This window comes from Rhodococcus sp. T7 (assembly GCF_009872365.1).
GTDB lineage: Bacteria > Actinomycetota > Actinomycetes > Mycobacteriales > Mycobacteriaceae > Rhodococcus_F.
In genome coordinates this window covers 311,655-332,745 of sequence record NZ_WXYH01000389.1, presented here as the reverse complement: position 1 = coordinate 332,745, position 21,091 = coordinate 311,655, and the positions used below count along the sequence as shown (strand labels likewise).

The following is a 21,091-nucleotide window of genomic DNA, read 5'->3' as shown; positions in this document are numbered from 1 at the left end:
CTGCGGTGTCCCCCGAATCGAGCTCCTGTAGGATGTCGCGGCCGGTGGCATTTCGAGACGCTGCGACCTGCGCGTTTATCGTCTACCTCACGGTATGGCCACCACGTTCTGTCTCAATTCCCTGGCATTTCTTCCGCCGACGGCTACGCCCGGTGGGCCAAGCCTGGCGATGGGAACGGCGAACGGACACTCTCGCGCCTGACCACCGGCCACGTCACCACCGGACCGGACGGGGGCCACCTGTACCGGTCGCCAGTCCGTCGTGCCGCCCGAACCGCTGTCCACCCCTCGTCAAGGCGCTGGTCGACACCCGCACCGGACACGCCGCCATCGGCGAGCACCACCTCCGAATAAACCCTGGCCACGCCCAAACCTGATCTTGCGGTGAAACAGCGGGAAGTACATGCTTGGAGTGGTTGAGCACATCCATCGGAGCGGGGAGGATGGGATGGCTAGCTTCAGGGAAGACGTCATTATCGAGGACCACAAGCTCATCCTCAAGGATGGCGCCGGGAATGAGATCGGCAGGTTTGACCAGGACGGCAACCTCATAATCCGTAGGGAGATCGCTGGTACCGTCGCCGAACTCTTCCAGTTGCGATTCTTCGAATTGTTCGGTGGCCGCAATGTATTCCTGACCGTCGGCGCAGACGAGGCACCCGGGGCGGTTCTGCTCTTGGACGGCAACGGTGGCCAGGCGATAGGGCTTTCTGGCCGCGACGCTACAGTCCTTGTCGGCAGATCGGGAAATGGGGGGGACATCCGTGTCCGTGACGTGTCTGGGAGGGACGTTCACGTTGTGAACGGATTCGAGGCAACGCTGACGGTCGGCACAAACGGAAACGACGGCGACATCTTCGTCCGCGGCAGTTCCGGCGCCAACACGATCAGTATGCGAGGCGAAAGCGCCCTGTTGACCGTTGGTGTTACCGGGAATGCAGGAGACCTTTGGGTCCGCGACGAGTCCGGGCGGCCCGTGCTCGACATGGATAGCAAAGACGCCAGTCTTCGCATCGGCGTAGCAGGGAAGGGTGGAAACATCTTTGTCACCGATGACGCTGAGGTCGACCGCATCCATCTCGATGGAAACAACGGTGACATTCGGCTGATGGGAGCCGACCTGGCTGAAGAGTTGAATTCAACGGTTCCGGTCGAACCTGGCTCTGTACTGGTGGCGGTCGGTCCCGACGAGGTCGCCCCTGCCAGCAAGGCGCTCGACCGCCGGGTCATCGGTGTGGCCTCCGGCGCAGGTGACTTGCAGCCGGCGCTTCGGCTCGGTTCTCGTCCTGGCGAGCACCGTGTACCAGTGGCACTCGTCGGCCGGGTGTACTGCATGGCTGACGCGGTCCACGGCGCCATCGTCCCCGGCGATCTGCTCACCACATCAACGACCATGGGCCACGCGATGCGCGTCGATGACCCGCCCTCTGCGATCGGTGCAATAGTCGGCAAGGCCCTGGCGTCGTTATCGCGCGGCACAGGGCTCATCCCCGTGCTCCTGACACAGCAGTAGGTGACGATGGCAACTCTTAGCGTGCGCGAAATTGCCGAAACCGCCCTCGGTAGGACCGGCAACCTTTCTGTCAACACCGACGTGTACGGGTACATATTCCGCGACACAGACGGCTCCTTGTTCGGCACGCTGGACGCCGACGACACGCTTCCCGGCACCGGCCAACCGACGACGCGGTCGCTGAAACGTCACCTCCAGACGATCTCTGGCGACGCAACCGATCTCGTAGTGTTTCTCGTCGGGCACGAAAACGACTTCTCCGGCGTAGTCAGCCGCGACGAAGTCACCACGGCCCAATACGCTCTCCAAGTCGCCCGTGACCTGTACGCCCAGGTCGATCTGGGGATCCGGCGCATCAAATGGATGCGTATCCCCCTGGCCGAGGCTAACCCAGCGTATATCGACATTTACAGCCGAACGTTTGCTGGCTGGCTCACCGCCGACTTTTCAGGTCCAGACGGAGGCATCGACCTATTCCTGGTGCAGACCTGGGCTGGCGACACTGCGGGCCGTTCGGCCGTCCGGGGGCCGTGCGACAAGAACGAAAAGTTCGAGTGGACCGGCGCGGTCCTCGAACTCTCTCTTCCTCGTCGTATCACCGGGATACTCCTCGGCCACGAGGTCGGCCACTACCTCGGTCTCGAGCACTCGGGGCCAGCCACCAACATGATGAACAAATCGAGCTTCAACACCAGCACGGACATCACCGCCAGGCAAGGAGAGCGAATGCGCTCACACTGCAGCGTCAGTAAGGTTGGTGTGTTCTGATGCGCGAGTTCACGACCCGCCATACACTCCGTGCCCGGTTGGTTCGCCGATCCCGCTGAGGAGCGATGATGGCCATCGAGAAAAACCACGACCCCTTAGACCGCCTCACACCGAACCTCCGCGAACTCTTGGCTCCTCGTTGCGACGAGCGCCCCCCGGTCGTTGGTCTCATCTCACCCGTGGAGGTGGACAAGCTCGTCGCCATCATCACCCGCAGCCGCGCGTTCGACGAGCCAGTGAACCCGCATCGCGCGATCCAGGTATTGGCATCTTCTGTTCCACCAGAGCTTTCGGTGCCGATCCTCGACCGTATCGTTGGCGAACCTAGCGCGTCGATTGCCGAGCGTGTCAACGCCGCCAATGAGCTCGGTCGCCTCGCCACACCCGAGGCGGAGCGTGTGCTCACTTCGCTGATCAATGACCGCGATCCTCGGATACAACAGGTTGCGCTGGTCGGGTTGGGCATGTGTGCTGGACCGTCCGTACTGGGGCAATTCGACAACATGGAGGAACCACATCACGCGGCCGTCCGCCGTCAGCTGACACTCGCCCGTGCACTCATCGCCTACCGCGACGGCCTGGATGGCCCGTTCCTGCCCGAAGTCAAAGGCGCCCAGCGGCAGTCGGGCAAAGACGACCACATGATCACACCCACCCTACGCATGAAGTCTGCCGCGGAAACCACGAAGGACCGTGCAGCATTGAGCGGATCGAGGTACGGCATCGAATTCAGCGACCAGAGCTACGAGCTCACATGTGGACGCGCGGAATGGACCGTCTTCGTCAACCGCGAGCTCGGCCGCTCTATCACCGCACTTGACCACTTCTTCGAGAGGCCCTGGGTCGCTGCCATACTCAGTCGGTGGTTCGGCCCGCGCGTCGCAAACTCGCCTCAGTACCTGGTGTTCACCAGACCGTTCGGCGACTCGGCACGCATCGACGTGGTGCGCACCGACGGAGAGCCGGTGTATACGGGGACCGCCGAGCAGATCGGTCCCGCGTTCTCATTCGCGATGACCGACGTCGACCGACCGGGCACCGCTCCGACTAACGTCGCGGGAAAGATCACCTCGAAGGGCGCCAACCTTGAGGTCAGTGTCTCCTCCGCAAAGCGCGTGGGCGTACGCTCCGCCGAGCCAGTGATCGTGCCTTGACGTGTCCGCTCGTGTCACCACATTTTCGCAACCAGTTTGATCTGCGTCCCGCATCGGCAGGCCAACAGTCCCAACACGAGTAATCGACTACCCGATTCAGCCAGATGCTGCACGCGTCCCGGCTGGGTAGACGCCCCCCCGAACGATCTGGATCACGTCGAAGTGGGCGAGTCTCACCACCATGGCGGATCCGCCACCGGCCCGCCACTCGCCGTGAGATTCCATCGCCGGATTCGAGACCAACCACGCCACACGTCGAATGCAATCTCACCCAATTGGCCAACTGGCCACTGAGTGGCCATCCCAGATGAGATTTGGCCACGAGTCTCGAGACCCTAATGGGAGTCGATCAGCGAGCCTTCGACAGATAACGGATCGGGCGGGGGAAGCTGATCACCGAGCCGCCGGCCGGTGAGCACCGCGAGACCCGGGAGTGAGGGTCGATTCCTAACTGTAGAGCGTGCCCCGGCCGGTTGGTGAGGTCACCTGTAGCGCTGATGGGATGTCGTGCCGGGCTTCGAGCACTGATCCATTAGGTCGACGCAGGGTGTCCTTAGGCTCGAAATAGGTTGAGCGACAACCGAAGGAAGGGACGGTGATCAATGATCTTCATCGGCGACGACTGGGCCGAACAACATCACGACGTACATCTGATGGACGAGACCGGGCGACGGCTGGCATCTCGGCGGCTCCCGGAAGGACTGGCCGGCATCCGGCAGCTACACGAACTGGTAGCCTGCCACGCCGAAGACCCAAGTCAGGTCGTGGTCGGGATCGAAACCGACCGCGGCCTGTGGGTGCAGGCGCTGACGGCCGCCTGCTATCGGGTGTACGCGATCAACCCGCTCGCGGTCGCCCGCTACCGCGACCGCCACCACGTCTCCGGGGCGAAGTCCGATGCCGGTGACGCCAAGCTGCTCGCGGACCTGGTGCGCACGGACCGGCATAATCACCGCCCGATCGCCGGAGACAGCCCGGACGTGGAGGCGGTCAAGGTCCTCGCCCGCGGACACCAGAACCTGATCTGGTCCCGCACCCGGCAGACCAACGCGCTGCGCTCGGCGCTGCGCGAGTACTACCCGGCCGCGCTGGAGGTGTTCGACGACCTACACGACCGCGACACCCTGGCCGTACTCGGTCGCGCCTCGACTCCCGCCGAGGCCGCGCACCTGACCCTGCCGGCGATCCGCTCCGCCCTCAAAAAGGCTGGTCGGCAACGCAACCTCGACAGTCGGGCCCGCGAAATCCAGGCCGGACTGCGGGCCCAGCACCTGACCGCGCCGGCGCCGGTCGTCGCCGCGTTCGCCGCCACCACCAGCGCCGCAGTCGCCCTCATCGTCGAGTTGAACCGGCAGATCACCGAACTCGAGACCACCCTCGCCGACCATTTTGAGGCACACCCGGACGCCGACATCTACCGCTCCCTGCCAGGACTTGGTGTTGTGCTCGGCGCCCGGGTGCTCGGTGAATTCTTCGGACGACCCCGATCGCTACACCACCGCCAAGTCTCGCAGAAACTACGCCGGCACCTCGCCGCTGACGATCGCGTCCGGCAAGAAACGCGCCGTGCTCGCCCGCCACGTCCGCAACCGACGCCTCTACGACGCCATTGACCAATGGGCGTTCTGCGCACTCTCGTCCAGCTCCGGTGTCCGCGAATTCTACGACCAGCGACGCGACGCCGGCGACCTGCACCACCAAGCCCTCCGCGCCCTCGGCAACCGCCTCGTCGGCATCCTCCACGGCTGCCTCCGCCACCGCACCCGCTACGACGAACACATTGCCTGGGACCACCGCCGTTCCACCCAGGCTGCTTGACGACTTACGGCCCTGGGATGTCTACAGCTCCGCTGCGCTCCGCCCAGGAGAAAGAACATCGTTCTTTTGACCTGCTGGCCTTGGCGATTCTGATCGACGGCGGCCGGGGAACAACCCCTGGCGGCGCGAGCGCCGGCACAAGGCTCCGAGAAACTTTCTCCACCCGTACTCGCTGCGCTCCCAGGAGAAACTTTCCCGGCCCAGGGGTTGCACCCCGTCCTGATACCGCCGATCCGACTCTCCCTTGCCAGCAGGGCAAAAAGAACGATCAGGGGCCGCAGGTGCCTGGTCCCGAGCACGGGAGTCTTCCGTTGACCAACACCATCATTCTCGATTCCGTCTTCGACCCGTTCGACGTCGCGCGCGTGATCTACGCCGAAGTCGCTATCCCTGGTGATCTGGGGTTCGACGACCTCGACGCCGGTACCCGCACCGTCCTTCTCGGCATGGTCTTCGACCTCGACCCGGACGACCCGCGCATCCTCGCCGCACACCGGCCGGTGAACCCGGCCGATTTCGGCCTCACCGCCTGACCCCAACCACCTGATCACCGAAGGAGAACCCGATATGACCCGCAGCACCGACACCATCACCGGCATCACCGTCGAAACCGACGGCACCTTGCAGGTCACCGACATGCGCGTGGACGACTTCTGGACCAGCCGCCGGATCGCGGACGGGCGCGGCGCGGCCCTGGACGCCGTCCGCGACTACCGCCTCGCCGCCTTCCCGATCGGCGGCAACGGACGCCCCGGTGTGGCCTGCCTGCTCGCCGGAGCCAACCACCGCTTCGACCCACGCCAACCCGAAAACCATGCGGCCCGCGCGATCGTCGCCCGCTACGGGTGCGGCACCGACACCCCGATCCGGGGACGGGCCGTCATCCTCGCCGGATGGGAAACCGACCCGCGACCGATCCTCGAGCTGGTCGCGCGCGAGCTGGTCGCGCAGATCAACGCCGACCTGTTCGCGGCCCCCCAGGCGCGGATGCTCCGAACCGCCTGACACCACCAAAGACCCACTGAGAAAAAGGGAAACACCGGACAGCTGATACCTGCCCGGTGTTCTCCTCTCACCCTAGGAGAGAGAACACCATGACCGCAAACACCACCACAACCGCCACCGCCGCACACGCGGAACTGGTTTACCTGAACCCGGTCGAGGCCGAGATCGAACCCAACACCCGCGACACCGTCGACCCGGTCAAGCTCGCCGAACTCACCGAATCGATCCGCGAACACGGCGTCCTCCAAGCGATCAAGGCCGTCCGCTACGCAGACGGCACCATCCGCGTACGCGACGGCCAGTGCCGCACCCTCGCCGCCCGCGATGCCGGTCTGACCAGCCTCCCCGCCCTGGTCACCGCGGACACCGCCACCAGCGACACCGAACGCGGCATCCAGAGGATCACCCAGCAGATCGTCGCGAACGATCACCGCAACGACCTGACCGACGGGCAGCGCGCCGCCGGTATCGCTCAGATGCTCGACCTGGGCGCATCGGTGACCAAGATTTCCAAAGCGGTGCACCTGCCTCGTGCCCAGGTCAAGGCCGCCGCCGCCGTCGGCACGTCGGCCACGGCGCGCACCGCCCTCGATTCCGGTCAACTCGATCTCGAGCAAGCCGAAATCGTGGCCCGGTTCGAAGCGGAAGGTGACACCGAGGCCGTCGAAAAGCTGATGACCGCTGGCCGGTACCAATTCCGTTACATCGCGCAACGGCTGCTCGACGACCGCGCGGAGAAGGCCGAACGCGCCGCCGCCGCCCAGCCCTACCTCGACAGGGGATACACGATCCTCGCCGAAGAACCCCAGTACGGAACAGATGTCCTGCTCGCCGACCTAGTCGCCGACGACGGCAGCGAGGTCACCACCGCCCACACCGAGACCGACCCGGCCCGGTGGGCGGTGTGGCTGAGCAAGGACGAACGCTACTTCGACACCGAGAGCGGCGAGGAAGTCGACGGCGAGGAGGTGGACTGGTCCACCGAGAACCACCCCGACGCCACCCCGTACGAGGGGCACCGGCACGCGAACACGGTGCAAACCCGCCAGGTCTGGACGCCGGAGTACGTGTGCCTCGACCTCGACGGTGCCGCAGTGGCGCTCTCACCGGTACTCGCAGCCGCCCGCGCCACCGAGGGTGAAGGCACCGAGGACGACGCTGCCGCAGCCCTGCGGAGGGAAGCCGAGTCCAAGGAACGCCAGCGTAAGGAACGCCGCCAGGTGCGGGAGCTGAACAAGCAGGCCTCTGCCGCGACCACCGTCCGCCGCGACTTCCTGCGCACCACACTGCTGGCACGCAAGACCGCCCCGAAGGGCACCGCCGCATTCATCGCGGCAACCCTCGCCGCGGACTCCGGACTGCTCTCCGAGTACAACGCCAGCACCCTGGTTTCCGAGCTGCTCGGCTTCACCGACTTCAACATCGGCAGCGGCGTGCTCAAACTGCTCGACACCGCTACCGATAATCGCGCCCAGGTGATCACCCTCGCGCTGGTCGCCGCCGCACTGGAGGCCCGGATGGTCAACGACGCGTGGCGCTCGCGTCCCCGAAGCGCCGACCGCTACCTGACCTTCCTGACCGAGCACGGTCACACCCTGACCCCGGTCGAGGAAGTCATCGCAGGACAGCGCACCCCCGACCACGTCGAGATCGACTGACCAACCCCGGCCGGGGCGAGGGACCCACCTCGCCCCGGCCAGGGGGCCAGCCGGGTTACCGCGAACACGCGGTCGGCCGCACCCCGCGCCGACGACCCAGCCCCACCCCACCAGCGCACACGCGGCGCGGGCTGCGGCCGAAGGCGGACCACTCGCCACCGCGGCCGGCCCGTGGACCCGGCGCACCAACGGCAGGTGCCCCGATAAAAAGAAAAAGCGCCGAGAAGCGAAAAGAAAAACAATCCGGGCACCTTTTCCCTTTTCTCTTTCAGTTTTCTATCGCCACGCCTCCGCATCAAGGCCGCTCCTCGGAAACTTTTCCACGCGGTCGTTCACTCCTTTATTTCGCGGAAAACTTTCCCCGCTCACCTTGACGCTCCGGCGACGCGCCAGAACCTTCGCCAGTGCAAGGGAGGGCGAAGATATGGGCAGGTGGGACCGTTATAGTGGTCTGCTCATCGGGGTTGATCGTGTGCCGTCATATCGCGAAAGAATGGCGTATCAATCATCTATTAATGGCCTGTAAATTTCTCTTCGAATAACTGGGAAGGGCTTGGAAATGGCGCAATTTTTCGATAAAATAGACACAATAGGAAATTCGACGGAGGGGGGGAATTGTGACGGTCACCGTATACACCAAACCGGACTGCGTTCAGTGCAATGCCACCTACCGCGCCCTCGACAAAGAGGGGATCGACTATTCGATCGTCGACCTCACCGAGAACCCCTCCGCCCGCGACCGTGTGATGGGACTCGGCTACCTCCAAGCGCCCGTCGTCGTGGCCGGCGACCAACACTGGTCCGGTTTTCGCCCCGACCGCATCGCGGCGCTCGCCAACTGGGAAGTATTGCAGCCGATGCAACAAATAGTCCGGTGAAAACACGGAGTGCATGGTGGCTCGACCTCCGCAGATTTCACACCATCTGTTCCGTCGATACGAAGGGCTGACCGACATGGCCGCAGCACTCGAGTTGGTGCCCGTCACTGGGGCCACCGACGACACACCTGAAGACCCGATCGAGGCCTCCGACCTGGGTCTCGACGCCCATGCCGATGTCGAGGTCCTGTGTCTGTGCGCGCTGCTGTGGGCGCCGGCGGACGCCGCAGCCAGGACTGTCGCCGCCCTCGCCGTCACGGATTTCGAACGGCCCATCCACCGCGAACTGTTCACCGTGATCGCTCGGCTCGTGAATTCCGGAGTTCCGCACGACGCCACGATGGTCGCCGCCGAACTCGAACGCACCGGCAACCTCGCCGGCCATCACGGCGCCGAGCGATCGCGCTACCTGGCGAACATCACCACCCGAGGCGCCGACCACATCGCCCTCGACCACTACACCCGCACCGTCGTCAGCCAGGCTTACCGCCGAAGCTTCCGCGCCGCCGCACGATCCCTCGCCCAGGCCGCGGACCAGCTACCGGAAGATCAACTTTACGAACACATGTGCGTCCTCGGCCGCCGACAGCGCGCCGCCACCGAACGTCTCGACAACCTCCGAGGAGCAGGCCAGTGACCATCCACACCACCCCACCGGCCACCGACGACGAACGCGACGCCTGGCAACTCCACGAAGATGGGCTCAGCTGGATGCAGGTCGGGCATGAGATCGGCTGCACCGAATCCGCGGCGCGGGCTTTCGCCGCCGCCTACCGGCACCGCACCGACGTCAACGCGGCCCGCAATCAGATAGGCCTTTTCTGACGACAGCGTCGGCCGCGACGCCCGCAGGACACCCAAGCTCCAAGTAGATGCATCAATGTTGTGTCTGATACAACATGTGGGTGGAGAACGAGGCGCCCGGCTCGGCGCGGCTGATGCTCGTCGGCAATGTGGTGCATCTCGATCCTGCCCCGGCCATGGCGGAGGCGATGATCGAGGGATGGGCACGGCAGCAGCGGAGCCGGTTCTTGAAGGAGCTCACGATCGCGGCGCGGGTCCGGATGATCAGACGGTTCATCGAGTTCACGAACCAGTATCCGTGGCAGTGGACGCCGGCCGAAGCTGAGGAGTGGATTAGTTCGTTGCGGTCCGGTGAGCGTTCTCTCGCGCTCTCGACCGTGCGCGGCTACGAGATCACCATCCGGCTGTTCTGCGAGTACCTCACCGACCGTCGTTACGGGTGGACGCAGGTGTGTCTCGACCGGTTCGGCCGCGCGCCGGAATTGGTTTTCCACGAGGGGAATTCGGTTCTCCACGTGGCGGACTACGAGGGCACCCCGCGCCGCAGGCCCTTGAGTTACGACGAGGTGCAGGCACTGTTCGACGCACTCGACACCCGCGTCGATACCATTCGAGACAGCGGGCGAAAGGGCGCGCTGGCGGCGATGCGGGACTCGGCCATGCTGAAGTTTTGCTACGCATTCGGGCTCCGGCGAGGCGAGGTCTGCCGGATCGACCTGATCGACCTGCGCCGCAACTCGCAGGCTCCGCAACATCGGCAAGTCGGCTCGGTCGCGGTCCGGTACGGCAAAGCTACGAAGGGTGGGCCCGCCAAGCGCCGGACCGTGTTGACGGTTCCGGAGTTCGATTGGATCGTCGAGGTGATCGAGCAGTACGTCACCGAGGTGCGGCCCGCGCTGGCACCCGGTTCACATCCCGCGTTGTGGGTGAATGAGCGGGCGGGCCGGATTTCACCACGTTCGGTGAACCTGGCGTTCGCCGGCGCCCGCCGCGAGTGCGGTCTCGACAGCGCGCTGGACCTGCACTGCCTGCGGCACTCCTACGTCACCCACCTGATCGAGTTCGATTATCCCGTCCGCTTCGTGCAGGAACAGGTCGGACATTCGCATGCCTCGACGACCGCGATGTACACCGGAGTGTCGAATGAGTATCGCAATCAACTGATAGCCCGCGCACTGCGCACCCGACTCGGCGAACTGTGGAGCGAACAATGATCAAAAAGATGGGCTACGAGTGGCACCTGCGCCACAAGATGGCCGAGCGCGACATCTTCCACACCTCCGACCTGGTCCCGCTGCTCGCCGAACGCGGAATCACCCTCTCCCGTGAGCAGGTCTATCGCCTGGTCACCCAGCCGCCCCAGCGGTTGAGTATGGACACCCTCGTCGCGCTCTGCGACATCCTCGACTGCACCCCGAACGACCTGATCGAGCCGACGATCGTCAACCAAGCCGTCCGCAAGGCGGCGAACGCCCGCTCCTCCGGCCCTCCTACGGTCCGGCGGACCATCATTCGACGTCCAACCCCCGAACAGTGACACCGCGTCGGCCGTCGCTCGAGCCGCTCGGCGACGTGCGCCACCGACTGATCAGCAAGATCACCTCGGTGGCCCCTGCGGTCACCGACCAACACGCGCAACAGATCCTCACCGACATCGGGTCGTGGCGGGGGCTCGGGGCGCGCACCCTCGACCGGCATTTCGCCGGTCACCCCGACGCCTTGACCGTCCCGGACTCGCACGCACCGATCGGCTTGGTCCGCCTCGCCTACGCCCTGGACGCGGCCGGGCATCGGGTCGTCCTTCCCGCCTGCGTCCGCTGCGGCAAACAGTGGCCGCGGCTGATCCGTCTTGCTCCGGAGGGGCGCTGCTGCGAGTGGTGTGTGACCAGGGAGAAGACCACCATCTGCGCCCGCTGCGGCCGCCGGGGCCACCCCACCGCCGTCCGGCCCGAAGGCGCGATCTGCCGCCCGTGCTACCAGGTCGATCCCGAACGCGCCGAAACCTGCGTCGCCTGCGGCCGTTCACGGATACCGTCGCGACGCGACTCCGATGGGCGTCCGTTGTGCGGCACCTGCGCGCGACCGGTGCATCGCTGCGGATCCTGCGGGCGCACCGCTGCCGCGAAGGCCTTCGACGCCAACGGGCCACTGTGCTCACACTGCTACCAACGCCCCGAACGTGAATGCGGTGGCTGTGGGCAGATCGCACCGATCGCGCTCCGCGGCCGCGGCGGCGGCGTAGACCTGTGCAGACGCTGTCGACCCGACGTTCTCCACCACTGCGTCGACTGCGCCCACTTGCGGCCGGCGAAGGCGTTGTGGCCGCGAGGCCCGGTCTGCGTCCGTTGTCACCGCCGCGCGGTGGCGGCACCGAAGCGCTGTGCCGGCTGCGGCAACGTTCGGGTCCTCACCGGCGCCGACGCGGCCGGCCTGCCCATCTGCAGTCCCTGCGCCGGGCGACCAGTCGACCACCATCTCTGCACCACCTGCGGAGAAGCGGGCCCGCAGCGCTACGCGCGCACCTGCCGGCGGTGTTCGATACGACGACGCCTCACCGACCTGCTGGCCGAAGAAACCGGCGATGTGCGGGAAGAGTTGCTCCCGCTGGTCGAGCATCTCGTCGGGAAAGAACGGGCGGACTCAACGCTGAGCTGGCTCGAGCGCGCCAAGCCGGCCGCGCTGCTGCGCCACCTGGGCGCCCTGACGAGACCGGTCAGCCATCGCGATCTCGACGACCTTGCCCCGTCCGCGGCCCTGCACCACCTCCGCGCCGTTCTGGTCCACCTCGAAATTCTGCCCTACCGGCTCGAACCTCTCGGCCGGCTCGAACCGTGGCTCGACACAGTGCTCGATACCCTTCCGCCGCATCAGGTGTCGCTGATCCGGCCCTACGCACAATGGAGTGTGCTGCGCCGGGCCCGCCGTCGCGCGGTCCACCAGCGGTACAACGACCAAAGCGCTGCCACCGACCGCAGCAAGATCCGAATCGCGATCCGGTTGCTGCGCTGGCTCGACGACCAGCGCCTCACCATCGGCCACCTCGATCAATCCCGCCTCGATCACTGGCTCGGCGGCAACCGCGAGAGGGCCTCCGGGATCAACGGTTTCATCATCTGGCTGAGCCGACGCGGACTCATCGGTGACGACATCATCCTGCCCACGAAATCGACCGCCCGTCCCACCGAGGTCCTCGACACCGCCGACCACACCGACTGCATCCGCCGCCTTCTCACAGACACCGCCACCCCGGTAACAGTCCGCGTCGCAGGGCTGATGGTGCTGCTCTACGGCATTCCGCTCACCCGCATCCGGTTACTCACCACCGAAGCGGTCACTCTGCGCGACGGCGCAATCTTCCTGACCTTCGCGCGGAACCCGATGCAGGTGCCCCCCGCGGTCGCCGTGCTCGTCACCGAGCTGGTCGCGTCGGCCCGGAACATGACCACCGCCGCATCACGGGGCCGCGCCCACTACCTGTTTCCCAGCCCGGTCACCCCGGGAGTGCCGCTCCACGCCCACACCCTCAGCGTCTCCCTCACCAGACTCGGCATCCCTACCCGAGTCGCCCGCAACACCGCCCTGTTCACCCTCACCGCCGAACTGCCCGCCCCCGTGGTCGCCGATCTGCTCGGGATGCACATCCACACCACCACCCAATGGGCGGACTACACCCGCCGCGACTGGACCCACTACCTCGCCGCCCGCAACGAACCGGACGACATCGCTCATGCCCGAGTGGTCCGCACCGAGGTGCTTTAGGGCGGTTCTTTGGTGAAATTGCGCATGAAGTCACGGGCAACCTGGTGAACTTTGGTGTTGGTTCGTTGAGATATTTCCGTCAGACGTTCGAACGCCTCGTCGCTGGAGATCCCGTGGAGGGCCATCAGCACGCCTTTGGCTTGGTCGATCTCGGCGCGGGAGATCAGGGCGGCCTGGAGTTGCTCGACGTGGTCGCGGGTCCGTTGCCACCGTTGGGCGTTACTGATCGCAGCCGAGGCCGCGGTGGTGAACAGCCGTACCAGTTGTTCATCGAAGGGATCGAAAGCTTCCGGACGGAAGCTGTACACGTTGAGTGAACCGATGAGTTCGGAATCCTGGCCTCGGTCGTCGAGAAGCACGGGCACGGAGAGGTAGGCGTGGATCCCCGCTTCCTCCGCGGCTGCGGTGAACTCGGGCCACTCGTGCCGGTGTTGACCGATAACCGCACGAATCGGACTACGGCTCTCGGCCGCTTGCAGGCAGGGTCCGCGGCCGGCGGCGTACTGACTTTCATCGATCGGGATGACAGTGTCATCGGTGGCGGCGATGGTCTCCGGCGATCCCGTGACGAGGCGGGTGACACTCGCGGCGTCGGCCTCGGGGATGGCCGCGACCGTCGTGTGAGCCACGCGCCGAAGCGCCTCCTCGAGCGGTTCCCGGGCGACGGCCTCATCGCGTAATACCCCGAGTGTCTCGCTGACGACGTCCAAGGCATGCGTTACCTCTGCCATCGACAGTCCCTGGGCGAAATCCTCGGCCACGGCGATCCTCCTCCATCAGGCCCGAATGGACCTGGCCAATACGGCGGCCGGGCCTGCCGGACGTGCCCTCGAGATTACGCTGTACACAGTCCCCGAGTGAGTGCGTGTGGGCAGGCCTCCGGCTATCACTGGGATGGCAGATCGGGAAGCGCGGTGGTCTCGGCGTCGAGCAGTGCGTTGAGCCAGATCAAGGCCTCGACCAGGGTGGTGGCCCGCACCGCCGGGTCGGGTTCGTGTTCGGCCGCCGCAAGATGAGCCCGGGCGGCACCGCGGTCATCGGCCAGCAACGCCAGCACCGACTGCGCGACCCGGCCCTGCTCCGGCGGGAGATCGCCGGCACCCATTGTGCGGCCCGCGGTGGTCCGGACCTCGAGGACGAACGACTGCCCCTTCTGCCCCGTGCCGAGGCGGGCGGTGACCACGTCCGCGAGCGAGTGGACAAGCCAGGTCAGTACATCCCCGTAGAAGCCCCGCCGCCCCGGCGCATTACCTGGCGCGTGCACGAGCGGGGACAACTCCGCCGACAGCGCCGCATAGTCTCGATCGGCGACCAGGGCGATCAACCGTCCGGCGAGCAACCGGGCCTGCGGATACGCCCGGCCACCGTCGTCCGAACTCATGACCCTCGGATACCCGCCCAGACCGGGAGAACACTCATCGGGTCCCCGAGAAAAGCGGGAACCGGCGGGCATGCGCCGCATCCTGTTTCGCGTCCCCGGCTCGCTGGATGCGGGTTCATCAGGCCTTCGATCAGCTTGTGGCCGCCTCGCAGCAGGCGAACATGAAACTGCATGACATCGCTGCCTGACTGGTCGCACGGGCCAACAACCGCGGACACCACCACGCCACCATCTCCTGGATCGGAAATGAATGCCACGCCAGCCCCGAAAGACCCGGGGGTGTCGGTGGCGGCGGACCGAAGGCTGCGAGACCGGCGCAGTAGCGGGCCGAGTCGAGGAAGCGAAAAAGAAGAGCAGCCCGTGCTCTAGCGGAACCGGTGGTCACCGGAACCCCACCTTCTACGGTTCCCCCAGTTCTCGCGAATCTGCTAGCCGTGTGTGGTCAGTGCCACAAGAAGTCCGCGGGCTCTCGGGGCCAACGCCGCGCACTTCGATCCCACGATCTCCGGTGGACGGGTCACCGCGCCCGGACCTGCTGCTGTGTCGGGTTCTGTGGCACGCTCGGTGACACGCCGGTGCCCGTTTTGCTGTGGCGCCGGGGTTTGTCGGGCAACGTTCTTGCTTGTGACGGTACCGCCCAGCACCGCAGGGCCCGTGCGCGCGGGCCCGCGCATCCGGGATAATCTTCTGCGCTCCGCGAGCGTGTGCGCGCCGATCAGCTCTGCAGACCTGACCGGTGCACTCGGCCCGCGGATCCGGGCCCTCGCTGCCGCGGGCCTCGGTGGGTGCCGATGAGGAATCGGACTGCCCGTCGTACCGAAAGAGATCGATACGACGATGTGGCCGCGATCTTCGAGCTCATGGCGGCGCTCGAGGAGGATGATCCGCAACGGGCCGTGCTCCGGGAGCAACTGATCGAACGGTGCCTGCCCCTCGCCGAACACATCGCCCGCCGATTCCACGGCCGTGGAGAACCGGTAGACGACGTGCTCCAAGCCGCCCGGATCGGGTTGATTCAGGCGATCAACCGCTTCGACGTTGCCTGGGGTTCGCATTTCTTTCGTTCGCTGTTCCCACCATCATCGGAGAGATACGTCGGCACTTTCGCGACACCGGCTGGTCGGTCCATGTGCCGCGCCGGCTACAAGAACTGCACAGCATGCTCGACCGGGCCACGGCCGACCTTGCGCAAGAGTTGGGCCGTGCCCCGACGTTGAGCGAATTGGCCACCGAACTCGATCTCGGCCCGGAGGAAGTATCCCAAGGACTCCTCGCCCGCCGCGCCTACAAGATCGAGTCGATCGACCGAATCTCGCGGAGAGGTGCCGGCGACGAGGACGATGGGGCACTGCTGGACAGGCTCGGGCGCGACGATCCCGGTCTCGAGTTCATCGAGAATCATCACACGCTGCTCCCACTGCTGGCGACTCTGTCGGAGCAGGAACGAACTGTGCTGAGATTGCGGTTCTTCGGGGAGATGACCCAAACCCAGATCGCCGAGCGAATCGGAGTCTCGCAGATGCAGGTCTCCCGCATTCTCACCAGGACACTGGCGCAGCTTCGAGAGAAATTCGACTGAATCGACACCTCATCCGGTCGCCGTGACCGAGAGGCTGCCGTTCAGCCACCGCAGCATCCCGAGGTGCCGCCGCGATGATCCTCACCGATGGAAACCTGGCTCGGGTTGGCCGACCTCGGAAGGCGAATGAGTCTTCTCGCGCTGGGGGTAGGCACGAGTGCCACCCTGCCGGTTCGACCGTGACCGGATGAGAAACACCAACCCACTCGCCGAGGACGTATCCCTGAGGGGATTACCACCTTGCCTTCGTCAAGTTGCCGTTGGGATGTCCGTTCCGGTTACACGGCGGCCGGATAGGTTTCCGGCGGCTCCGCGTCCTGCCATTGTGGGGTGCGTTCGAGGGGCGCCAGCGCAGTGGTGCGGTCGATGTGGATGATCGCGTCGAATTGCTCGGCGGCTCGGGCCCGGAAGTAGTGACTCTGCCGCTCGGTATCGGGCCGATAGATGACACCGATAGCGCGTTGAAGCATCCCGGAGGACAGCACCTGCGCTGCCCGGGACCGAGTGTCGAACCTCAACCAGAACTCGGCTTGCCCGACGTCGTGAAAGAAATTCTCGATGCTTCCCCACAGCGCAGGGCGCACCTGCTTGCGGTCGGCGGTCCCTCCCCAGTCGTCGGCGGCAGTGACCGTCCCGCTGTAGGTGCTGAAACCGATGATCCGACACTGGTCGGCGTAGTGATCACGGATCAGCTGACCCACATTCAACTCTCCGGCCGAGCCCATCTCGGTCGCGCGGGCGTCGCCGAGATGCGAATTATGCGCCCACACCACTAATTTCGCAGGCTCGCCACGCTGAGTATTCAGGTGTTCCCGGAGAGCTTGAACGGTGTCGAACATGTGCTGATCGCGCAGATTCCAGGAGGAAATCCGGCCGGCGAACATCGTTCGGTAGTACTGCTCGGCCGCCCGGACCAGCCGGGCGTTCTGCTCGGCGTAGAACTGCTCGTCCTCGGCGATCATGCCGTCGCGGCGGGCGTGCTCGACGGCATGGCGTTGCATATCCACCAACTGCTCGAGTACCTCGTCTTCGCACGACTGACCGGCGCCGAACGCGGCCGCGAAGCCGTAGTTCTGTCCGTCCCCCTCGAGACTGTCGAAACATCGGTAGCGCTCGCGAGCACGGCGCGCGGCCTGTGGGTCGACGTCGTCGAGGTAGGCGATCACATCCGCCGCCGAGCGGTAGAGGCTGTACAAGTCCATCCCGAAGAATCCCACCTTGTCGCGGGCTTGCGGCGTTGCGTCGTTGCGTGCGCGGAGCCACTCGATGAAGTCGACAACCACGGTGTTTCGCCACATCCAGGTGGGGAACCGCTCGAACCCGGCCAGCGCGGACTCGGGTGTGCTGTCCTCGCCCCGGCCCTGGACGTACCGGTTGACCCGGTAGGCATCGGGCCAGTCTGCCTCGGTCACCACCGCGCAGAAACCCTTCTCCTCGATCAAGCGCCGGGTCATCGCGGCCCGGGCGGCGTAGAACTCGTGGGTGCCGTGCGAGGCCTCCCCGATCAGCACGAATTGGGCGTCACCGACCCACTCGAAGAATTCCTCGTCCTTGGGGACACCGTTCGGACAAGCCATGCTCGCCGCCGAAACGATCGCGACCTCGTTGCCCTCGTCGACGGCAGTGGAGCCGGCGGATGCGGCGGCCAGTAGGGAGCGCACCTCCTCGTCGCTGGTTTGATCGAAGTCCCAGTAGGAGGCACCCACACCGTAGAACGGTGTCGGGGTGGTGGCGCAGATGATTTCGTCGGCGAGACGGCGCAGCTCGGTGCAACTCGATTCTGACGCGGCCGGGACCGCGACCACGGTTCGCGCCGGTTCCAACCGGTGCAGTGCCTCGAGCGCGGCCCGCATCGTGGCGCCCGTCGCAAGCCCGTCGTCGACCACGATCACCGTCTTCCCGGCGACGTCGAGGGGCGGGGCGCCGTCCCGGTAGACCCGCTCCCGACGCAGCAATTCGCGACCCTCGGCCTCGGTGACCCGCTGCAGATCGCAGGGGTCGACGTGCTCGGCGCGGAGCACATCGTCGTTGGTCACCATCACACCGCCACTGGCGATGGCGCCCATCGCCAACTCCGGGTGCCTGGGTAAACCGAGCTTTCTGACCACGAACACATCGAGTGGGGCACTCAGGCGTTTAGCCACCTGGTACGCGACGGGAACTCCGCCACGCGGTAGGGCCAACACCACCACATCGTCACGGTCGCGGTAATGGTCCAGCAGCACCGCCAGAGCCCGTCCGGCGTCTGCTCGGTCCTGGAACGTCTTCGCTGCCATATGTGCGCGCTACCCACCCCCGGCGCCCGCCAAACCGGACGCACCGCGGCGAATCGTTGACCTTGTTTCCGGAACCGGATACCCGGCCGTGTGCCACCGAGGCAGCCGCACGACGGGGTGCCGAGATGCGCTGTCATGGACTTAAAAGCCGAGACCGGAAACAGAGGAACGCTGTGGACATATGGGCCGAACAGCCCCAAATCCCCCACTTCCATGCCGACAGCAGGCTGGCGCCGTCTCCGCCCCTCGACATCCAGCTGACCGAACCTCGACCGGTATCCCGACCCCCATCTTGTGGCGCCGCGGACCCATCCCGCCGCACCGTTCGGGGAGGTCAGTCAAGCGGGGATCGACGGTTCACATCTCGCATTGGCGGGTACTGCACAATCATGAACACACGCTCCGCAACCTTGATCGCAGGCGCCTCGTTGACCGCCCTCGTGGCGGCCGGATGCGGCAACGACAACGGATCGACGGAGCGAGTCGAGGCGCCCCCCACCTCCCTGGAGACCACGGATACCGGCATGCCCACTCCGCTGCCCGGCGCACCGGAAGGAGCCTTCCAGTTACCCGGGGAGGTCGGCGACGACAACGCCTTCACCTACGACGAGGCCGCCGTCCCCGTGGGTTCGGCCGTGACCATTGACTCCGAGGAGCAGGACGGCCGCACGACGGTCACACTGAACGCGACCGGTCTCGCCCCCAACCGTGATTTCGGGGTGCACGTGCATACCCAGCGGTGTGGACCGCAGCCGCCGGATTCGGGGCCGCACTATCAGAACGATGCCGATCCCGCGGCCACCCCACAGAGTCCGTCGACGGACCCGGCTTACGCCAACCCGCAGAACGAGATCTGGCTCGACATCACCACCGATCAAAGCGGCGCCGCGCAGGCGTCGACGACCGTGAACTGGGAGTTCCGCGGCGGTGAGGCCCAGTCCGTGGTGCTGCACGCGCAGCGCACCATGACCGGTCCCGGCCAGGCCGGTATGGCCGGCGAGCGCCTGGCCTGCATCGATACGGACTTCTGACGCAGCCCACCTGCCAATGTTGTTGACTGGCCCCGCTGGCTCGGGAGCTGTGCGGGGCTGCGCCTCGAGTGGGTGATCATTGGCATCAGACACAGGCAGATCGCAGAACCAGGTTGGGGCGGCGAGACGGGACCTCGCCGACTTCTTCCCCCTCGCCCAGTCCACGAGCCGCACGAGCACCAGGAAGTAGGACATTTTTCGCTGCCGGCCTGGGTAGTCCCGGACTCCTGCCTGGATCGTGGTCACCGCTGAAATAGCGTCACCGAACCATGATTCGCTGATCTGTTCGCGGAGCTACCCAGTTAGTCAAGCAGTTCGGGCGTAACCGGAGGTCACGAGGCGGCGACGTGGACCTCGCCGGTGCCGTGCTACCGCACCCAACGCCGGTTTGCGTGCTCGATCGTCGGGTACCCACCGACAATCGAACCACTGGAAGCACCGGAGAGGATGCGGCGAATGCCCATTTGTGAAACGTGCGGCAACGACTACGACAAGTCCTTCACGGTCACCCGCGGTGACCGGTCCTCGGTGTTCGACAGTTTCGAATGCGCCGTCCAGGCGATGGCCCCGCAGTGCGATCACTGCGGCTGCCGCATCCTCGGCCACGGCGTCGAAGCTGCCGACACCATTTATTGTTGCGCGCACTGCGCCCGCCAATCCGGGCACGGCGGCGAAGTCGCCGATCGCGCCGCCACCGGTTGAAGAGCCCGGTCAACATTTTACGATCCGTCATCTGGCGGCATTCGGCGATTGCGACGAATGCCGCGGACACGCAAACCAAGGTTTTGCGCCGACGCCCGCCCGTGCTTTTGTTTTCGTGCCCCCGGCCCCCATTGCTCGGTGGCCTCGAATAGTCGTTCGCGCCTCTCAGCATTCGGTCACAACACCAGCGCCTTGTCGGCTGGCGGAAAGCCTGCCCGCGGCCGTTGATGACGTCGACGTCCCAGTCTTCCGGTGCACTCGAAATGGCGACCGATTCGATGATTGGCGTGTTCGGGCGGTCGCACCGGAGACTGTTCGCGGACCCTCCGCCGACCCGGGTTTCTCCTGTTTGCTGGCTCAATGATCGGGTAACGCGGTCAGTGCACGCACGATCACGTTTCGACAGGTAACACAGGAGTGAGTGAGCGATGAGTGATGAAGAGACCGGCGTGGTCACCGGTACGAAAGACAAGGACTACAACTTGATCTGGTTCGTCGAAGCCTCGTTGAGCAATGCCTTGCGCATGGAGAATTACATTCAAGACGCCGAACGCGACGGCGACACCGAACTCGCCGACTTCTTCCGGCGGGCCCAGACCGAAAGCCGCAAGGGCGGCCGAGAAGGAAAGAAACTGCTCGCGGCCCGGCTCGGCGGCTCCAATCTTTGAACGGCGGGCGGGTACTCGACGGTGCGGTCGATGATTGTTGTGTCTCCGGTCCGCACCGCGCCAGCACGGTCGATGATTGTTGCGCCGCTGCGCCCGG

18 protein-coding genes and 2 pseudogenes are annotated in these 21,091 nt (G+C 65.6%); 17 read left to right on the top strand and 3 right to left on the bottom strand.

Annotated features, from left to right (window positions below; translation table 11 throughout):
- Positions 1-412: 412 nt before the first annotated feature.
- The 13 genes and pseudogenes from MLGJGCBP_RS45590 (at position 413) to MLGJGCBP_RS45530 (ending at position 13,357) form a co-directional block, all read left to right on the top strand.
- Complete coding sequence (locus MLGJGCBP_RS45590) at positions 413-1,513, top strand: hypothetical protein (RefSeq protein WP_236581313.1); 1,101 nt, start codon at positions 413-415, stop codon at positions 1,511-1,513.
- A gap of 6 nt (positions 1,514-1,519) precedes the next feature.
- Positions 1,520-2,281 carry a hypothetical protein gene (locus tag MLGJGCBP_RS45585; RefSeq protein ID WP_160098433.1) on the top strand — a complete coding sequence of 254 codons (762 nt, stop codon included), beginning with the start codon at positions 1,520-1,522 and terminating at the stop codon, positions 2,279-2,281.
- A 65-nt stretch (positions 2,282-2,346) separates the two neighbouring features.
- Positions 2,347-3,435: a HEAT repeat domain-containing protein gene (locus MLGJGCBP_RS45580; protein WP_201453178.1), complete on the top strand. Its 1,089-nt coding sequence runs from the start codon at positions 2,347-2,349 to the stop codon at positions 3,433-3,435.
- 602 nt (positions 3,436-4,037) lie between these two features.
- Positions 4,038-5,253 (top strand): annotated as a pseudogene (locus MLGJGCBP_RS45575) (IS110 family transposase).
- Between the two features lie 311 nt (positions 5,254-5,564).
- Positions 5,565-5,786, top strand: coding sequence for a hypothetical protein (locus tag MLGJGCBP_RS45570; protein WP_160098437.1), 222 nt, complete (start codon positions 5,565-5,567; stop codon positions 5,784-5,786).
- Between the two features lie 34 nt (positions 5,787-5,820).
- Positions 5,821-6,258, top strand: coding sequence for a hypothetical protein (locus tag MLGJGCBP_RS45565; RefSeq protein ID WP_160098439.1), 438 nt, complete (start codon positions 5,821-5,823; stop codon positions 6,256-6,258).
- A gap of 89 nt (positions 6,259-6,347) precedes the next feature.
- Positions 6,348-7,916 carry a ParB/RepB/Spo0J family partition protein gene (locus MLGJGCBP_RS45560; RefSeq protein WP_160098441.1) on the top strand — a complete coding sequence of 523 codons (1,569 nt, stop codon included), beginning with the start codon at positions 6,348-6,350 and terminating at the stop codon, positions 7,914-7,916.
- Between the two features lie 617 nt (positions 7,917-8,533).
- A complete protein-coding gene (gene nrdH, locus MLGJGCBP_RS45555; RefSeq protein WP_160098443.1) occupies positions 8,534-8,794 on the top strand; it encodes a glutaredoxin-like protein NrdH in 261 nt (86 codons plus the stop codon).
- 76 nt (positions 8,795-8,870) lie between these two features.
- Positions 8,871-9,431, top strand: coding sequence for a DnaB-like helicase N-terminal domain-containing protein (locus MLGJGCBP_RS45550; RefSeq protein ID WP_160098445.1), 561 nt, complete (start codon positions 8,871-8,873; stop codon positions 9,429-9,431).
- On the top strand, positions 9,428-9,619 hold the full coding sequence (locus tag MLGJGCBP_RS45545) for a hypothetical protein (protein WP_160098447.1): 192 nt from the start codon (positions 9,428-9,430) through the stop codon (positions 9,617-9,619). The genes MLGJGCBP_RS45550 and MLGJGCBP_RS45545 overlap by 4 nt, the downstream gene beginning before the upstream one ends.
- 113 nt (positions 9,620-9,732) lie before the next feature.
- Entirely contained in the window at positions 9,733-10,812 is a 1,080-nt protein-coding gene (locus tag MLGJGCBP_RS45540; protein WP_160098490.1) for a tyrosine-type recombinase/integrase, read from the top strand.
- Positions 10,809-11,135, top strand: coding sequence for a helix-turn-helix domain-containing protein (locus MLGJGCBP_RS45535; protein WP_160098449.1), 327 nt, complete (start codon positions 10,809-10,811; stop codon positions 11,133-11,135). Before MLGJGCBP_RS45540 ends, MLGJGCBP_RS45535 begins: the two co-directional genes overlap by 4 nt.
- Positions 11,132-13,357, top strand: a complete 2,226-nt coding sequence (locus tag MLGJGCBP_RS45530; protein ID WP_160098451.1) for a hypothetical protein — start codon at positions 11,132-11,134, stop codon at positions 13,355-13,357. Before MLGJGCBP_RS45535 ends, MLGJGCBP_RS45530 begins: the two co-directional genes overlap by 4 nt.
- On the opposite strand, the gene MLGJGCBP_RS45525 is transcribed toward MLGJGCBP_RS45530, so the two are convergent.
- Together MLGJGCBP_RS45525 and MLGJGCBP_RS45520 are read right to left on the bottom strand one after the other, a co-directional pair.
- On the bottom strand, positions 13,354-14,118 hold the full coding sequence (locus MLGJGCBP_RS45525) for an ANTAR domain-containing response regulator (RefSeq protein WP_236581316.1): 765 nt from the start codon (positions 14,116-14,118) through the stop codon (positions 13,354-13,356). The two genes, MLGJGCBP_RS45530 and MLGJGCBP_RS45525, sit on opposite strands and share 4 nt — an antisense overlap.
- A gap of 125 nt (positions 14,119-14,243) precedes the next feature.
- Positions 14,244-14,738 (bottom strand): hypothetical protein, encoded by a 495-nt coding sequence (locus MLGJGCBP_RS45520; protein WP_160098453.1) that lies wholly within the window; start codon positions 14,736-14,738, stop codon positions 14,244-14,246.
- A 791-nt stretch (positions 14,739-15,529) separates the two neighbouring features.
- Here MLGJGCBP_RS45520 and MLGJGCBP_RS45515 point away from each other — a divergent pair.
- Positions 15,530-16,317: pseudogene (locus MLGJGCBP_RS45515) on the top strand (SigB/SigF/SigG family RNA polymerase sigma factor).
- A 278-nt stretch (positions 16,318-16,595) separates the two neighbouring features.
- On the opposite strand, the gene MLGJGCBP_RS45510 reads toward MLGJGCBP_RS45515, so the two are convergent.
- The gene (locus MLGJGCBP_RS45510) at positions 16,596-18,593 is read right to left on the bottom strand and encodes an erythromycin esterase family protein (RefSeq protein WP_160098455.1); all 1,998 of its coding nucleotides are present in this window, start codon (positions 18,591-18,593) and stop codon (positions 16,596-16,598) included.
- 389 nt (positions 18,594-18,982) lie between these two features.
- On the opposite strand from MLGJGCBP_RS45510, the gene MLGJGCBP_RS45505 reads away from it, so the two are divergent.
- From MLGJGCBP_RS45505 to MLGJGCBP_RS45495, 3 genes are all read left to right on the top strand, one after another.
- The gene (locus tag MLGJGCBP_RS45505; RefSeq protein ID WP_160098457.1) at positions 18,983-19,624 is read left to right on the top strand and encodes a superoxide dismutase family protein; all 642 of its coding nucleotides are present in this window, start codon (positions 18,983-18,985) and stop codon (positions 19,622-19,624) included.
- A gap of 456 nt (positions 19,625-20,080) precedes the next feature.
- A complete protein-coding gene (locus MLGJGCBP_RS45500; RefSeq protein WP_160098459.1) occupies positions 20,081-20,326 on the top strand; it encodes a hypothetical protein in 246 nt (81 codons plus the stop codon).
- Positions 20,327-20,754: 428 nt separating this feature from the next.
- Complete coding sequence (locus MLGJGCBP_RS45495; protein WP_160098461.1) at positions 20,755-20,994, top strand: hypothetical protein; 240 nt, start codon at positions 20,755-20,757, stop codon at positions 20,992-20,994.
- Positions 20,995-21,091 lie beyond the last annotated feature (97 nt).

What these genes read in the sequence shown, in the direction of transcription:
- MLGJGCBP_RS45560 (WP_160098441.1), top strand. Translation starts at nt 6,348, where the DNA reads ATGACCGCAAACACCACCACAACCGCCACCGCCGCACACGCGGAACTG.
- MLGJGCBP_RS45580 (WP_201453178.1), top strand. Translation starts at nt 2,347, where the DNA reads ATGATGGCCATCGAGAAAAACCACGACCCCTTAGACCGCCTCACACCG.
- MLGJGCBP_RS45500 (WP_160098459.1), top strand. Translation starts at nt 20,081, where the DNA reads ATGCCCATTTGTGAAACGTGCGGCAACGACTACGACAAGTCCTTCACG.
- MLGJGCBP_RS45510 (WP_160098455.1), bottom strand. Translation starts at nt 18,593, where the DNA reads ATGGCAGCGAAGACGTTCCAGGACCGAGCAGACGCCGGACGGGCTCTG.
- MLGJGCBP_RS45550 (WP_160098445.1), top strand. Translation starts at nt 8,871, where the DNA reads ATGGCCGCAGCACTCGAGTTGGTGCCCGTCACTGGGGCCACCGACGAC.
- MLGJGCBP_RS45540 (WP_160098490.1), top strand. Translation starts at nt 9,733, where the DNA reads ATGCTCGTCGGCAATGTGGTGCATCTCGATCCTGCCCCGGCCATGGCG.
- MLGJGCBP_RS45520 (WP_160098453.1), bottom strand. Translation starts at nt 14,738, where the DNA reads ATGAGTTCGGACGACGGTGGCCGGGCGTATCCGCAGGCCCGGTTGCTC.
- MLGJGCBP_RS45505 (WP_160098457.1), top strand. Translation starts at nt 18,983, where the DNA reads ATGAACACACGCTCCGCAACCTTGATCGCAGGCGCCTCGTTGACCGCC.
- MLGJGCBP_RS45585 (WP_160098433.1), top strand. Translation starts at nt 1,520, where the DNA reads ATGGCAACTCTTAGCGTGCGCGAAATTGCCGAAACCGCCCTCGGTAGG.
- MLGJGCBP_RS45495 (WP_160098461.1), top strand. Translation starts at nt 20,755, where the DNA reads ATGAGTGATGAAGAGACCGGCGTGGTCACCGGTACGAAAGACAAGGAC.
- MLGJGCBP_RS45535 (WP_160098449.1), top strand. Translation starts at nt 10,809, where the DNA reads ATGATCAAAAAGATGGGCTACGAGTGGCACCTGCGCCACAAGATGGCC.
- MLGJGCBP_RS45565 (WP_160098439.1), top strand. Translation starts at nt 5,821, where the DNA reads ATGACCCGCAGCACCGACACCATCACCGGCATCACCGTCGAAACCGAC.